Raw genomic sequence first — 3,067 nt, forward strand, 5'->3', positions numbered from 1 at the left:
GTGACCGCCCTGGTCGCCGCCCGTGAGCTGCACCGCGAGATCGGCGCCACGATCATCCACAACGTGATCACGTCGCGATCGGTGACGGTGCCGGCCGGGCCGTCGTGGCGCTGGATCCCGTTGAGCACGTCCTCCTTGATGACGCTCAGCCCGGTTTCGGCGCCGACGGGCAGCGCGGCGGCCCGACACAGCTTGATCCCGTTGTAGGCGGCGGGGTTGTGGCTGGCGGTGAACATGGCGCCCGGGCAGTCCAGCAGCCCGGAGGCGAAGTACAGCTGGTCGGTGGACGCCAGGCCGATGCGCACCACGTCGAGGCCCTGGCTGGTGACGCCGGCGGCGAACGCGGCGGCCAGGGTGGGTGAGCTGTCGCGCATGTCGTGGCCGATCGCCACCCGGCGGGCGCCCTCGGTGCGCATCAGCTTGGCGAATGCGGCGCCGAGGTCGGTGACCAACGGTTCGTCGATCTCTTCACCGACCAACCCACGGATGTCGTATGCCTTGACGACACGGTGCACAGTCGCGGCGGGCCGAGACATGCGGGGGCCTCCTGACGCCATCGATTCTTCGCCTCTTGGCCGTCAGCCTATCGGCCGCCGGAGACGACCGGCCGCCGCGGTGCGCGCGGGCGCCGGGCGGCGCCGACGGGTTAGTCGCTGGGGTCGGGCAACACCCGCAAGTGTCCGCGGCGCCGTCCCGAACGGTGCTCCGGCGTTGCGAGCAGTCCACTGCTGGGCGCGGTGGCTTGCGCTCCGGTGTGGTGGATGTGGGCCTCGGCGAAGCCGTCGTAGCCGGTCGAGCCGTTGCGGGCCGCGCCGGCGCCGCCGAACGGCACGCTGCGCTCGCCGGAACCGCCCTCGCGGACCGCGTCCGCCAGGGCGACGAGGTCGTCTTCGTCGGGGTGCAGCGGCAGGGGGCCCGCGTGCCGCACCAGCTCCCACCCGCGCGGGGCGGTGATTCGGCCGGCGTGGTTGACACACAGGTCCCAGGAGTGCGGTTCCCGCACGGTGGCGAGGGGACCTACAACTGCCGTCGAGTCCGAATAGACGAACGTCAGGGTCGCCACCGCGTAGTGCGGGCACCCGGGCCGACAGCAGCGACGGGGAACGTTCACGAGCGAAAGGCTATCGTGCGGAAACGCCGCCGAAGCGGCGGACACGCGCAACTCCTCGACGCCCGATGTCCAACCGTTACCATCGGCCCGTGGGCGATTCGCGCAGTTCCCCGCGACGAGATCGGTTCCCCGACGCATCGGACGGGCGCCGCTTTGCGTCGCACCGATCCTTCCGGCGCGGGCGCGACATGCGCGGCCCGCTGTTGCCGCCGACGGTGCCGGGATGGCGCAGCCGCGCCGAGCGGTTCGACATGGCGGTGCTCGAGGCTTACGAACCCATCGAGCGGAATTGGCAGGACCGGCTCGCGGAGCTGGACGTGGCGGTCGACGAGATCCCCCGGATCGCCGCGAAGGATCCCGACAGCGTGCAGTGGCCGCCCGAGGTGGTCGCCGATGGACCGATTCCGCTGGCCCGCCTGATCCCGGCGGGCGTCGACGTCCGCGGCAATTCCACGCGGGCGCGAATCGTGTTGTTTCGCAAGCCGATTGAACGGCGCGCCAAGGACACCGTCGAACTTGGCGATCTGCTGCACGAGATACTGGTGGCCCAGGTGGCGATCTACCTCGACGTGGAGCCCACGGTCATCGACCCGGCGATCGACGACGAATAGTCAAGTGGCGCTAAAGGCGCCGGCGCGGCGTTAGATTATGCCGCGCTTGAGGCGCCGGCGCTCGCGTTCGGACAAACCGCCCCAGATCCCGAAGCGCTCGTCGTGCTCGAGGGCGTACTCGAGGCATTCGTGGCGCACCTCGCAGCCGAGGCAGATCTTCTTCGCCTCGCGGGTCGAGCCGCCCTTCTCCGGGAAGAAAGCCTCGGGGTCGGTCTGCGCGCACAGCGCGCGGTCCTGCCACTGGTCGGCGGCCGGGGCCTCTTCGACCTCGGGCTCGAAAACCGTTGGGGCGTCAGGGACTACGGTCAGGTGCGGCCTGGCGGGCCGGTCCGTCGCCGGGCCGATGATGCTGTGCGGGGTGCTCGCCATGGCGCCGCGAAGATGTTCGTAAGACATAACGGTCGTCCGCCTCCTCGACGTGAGTGTGAGAGTGTTAGTGGTGCCCACTATTTCCGATGTATCAGACAATTCGAACAAGTGATCGAATCTCGGTCTGCGACACCGGAATCGGCCGGCCAACCGGGAAATGACACTGTTGTGATTAGACACGGGTTGACCTGCTAGGTCAAGCGTTACGGCGCATTTCCATACCATCTCGTGATCAGATTTCGGCGTTTCTGTTGTTTGCCGTCTTCGGCGTGTCGATCACAGACCTATAACCTTCCGTTGAGGTCGAGATCAGCGGACCGTTACCGCACGGTCGTCGGGCGGTACTGTCGTGCAATGTGAAGGTCACGGTTCTGGTCGGTGGGGTTGGCGGCGCCCGTTTCCTGCTGGGGGTCCAGCAGTTCCTCGGGCTGGGTCAGTTCCATACGCAGCGGCGTCCGGGCCCGGGTTCCGGCAGTCACGAGCTGACTGCGATCGTCAACGTCGGCGATGACGCCTGGATCCACGGGGTGCGGGTCTGCCCGGATCTGGACACCTGCATGTACACCTTAGGTGGAGGTGTGGACCCGGAGCGCGGGTGGGGTCACCGCAACGAAACCTGGCACGCCAAAGAGGAATTGACGCGCTACGGGGTGCAGCCCGACTGGTTCGGGCTGGGCGACCGCGACCTGGGCACGCACCTGGTGCGCACCCAGATGCTCAGCGCCGGGTACCCGCTGTCGCAGATCACCACGGCGCTGTGCGACCGCTGGCAGCCCGGCGCGCGGCTGCTGCCGGCCAGCGACGACCGCTGCGAGACGCACGTCGTGATCACCGATCCGGCCGACGGCAAGCAGCGCGCCATCCACTTCCAGGAGTGGTGGGTGCGCTACCGCGCCCAGGTGCCCACCCACAGCTTCGCCTTCGTCGGCGCCGAAAAGGCCGCGGCCACAACCGAAGTGCTGGCCGCCATCGCCGA

Annotated in this window: 4 protein-coding genes and 1 pseudogene; 2 read left to right on the plus strand and 3 right to left on the minus strand. The window is 68.7% G+C overall.

Annotation, left to right across the window (positions count from 1 at the left end; all coding sequences use genetic code 11):
- Both A5714_RS03295 and A5714_RS03300 read right to left on the minus strand, forming a co-directional pair.
- Window positions 1–536: pseudogene (locus A5714_RS03295) on the minus strand (hypothetical protein); the annotation flags it as partial.
- A gap of 110 nt (window positions 537–646) precedes the next feature.
- Complete coding sequence (locus A5714_RS03300; protein WP_197502902.1) at window positions 647–1,111, minus strand: DUF3499 domain-containing protein; 465 nt, start codon at window positions 1,109–1,111, stop codon at window positions 647–649.
- Between the two features lie 188 nt (window positions 1,112–1,299).
- On the opposite strand from A5714_RS03300, the gene A5714_RS03305 reads away from it, so the two are divergent.
- The gene (locus A5714_RS03305) at window positions 1,300–1,722 is read left to right on the plus strand and encodes a metallopeptidase family protein (RefSeq protein WP_068072795.1); all 423 of its coding nucleotides are present in this window, start codon (window positions 1,300–1,302) and stop codon (window positions 1,720–1,722) included.
- Between the two features lie 30 nt (window positions 1,723–1,752).
- On the opposite strand, the gene A5714_RS03310 is transcribed toward A5714_RS03305, so the two are convergent.
- Window positions 1,753–2,091: a WhiB family transcriptional regulator gene (locus tag A5714_RS03310; RefSeq protein WP_068282742.1), complete on the minus strand. Its 339-nt coding sequence runs from the start codon at window positions 2,089–2,091 to the stop codon at window positions 1,753–1,755.
- Between the two features lie 356 nt (window positions 2,092–2,447).
- Between A5714_RS03310 and cofD the strand changes: the two genes are divergently transcribed.
- Window positions 2,448–3,067: 2-phospho-L-lactate transferase (gene cofD / locus A5714_RS03315; protein WP_068282739.1), on the plus strand; the 620-nt coding region annotated here is incomplete at its 3' end.

Source organism: Mycobacterium sp. E2462 (assembly GCF_001672685.1).
GTDB lineage: Bacteria > Actinomycetota > Actinomycetes > Mycobacteriales > Mycobacteriaceae > Mycobacterium.

Bases quoted from the DNA above. Each gene is read 5' to 3' on its own strand.
- A5714_RS03305 (WP_068072795.1), top strand. From the start codon at position 1,300: ATGCGCGGCCCGCTGTTGCCGCCGACGGTGCCGGGATGGCGCAGCCGC.
- A5714_RS03310 (WP_068282742.1), bottom strand. From the start codon at position 2,091: ATGGCGAGCACCCCGCACAGCATCATCGGCCCGGCGACGGACCGGCCC.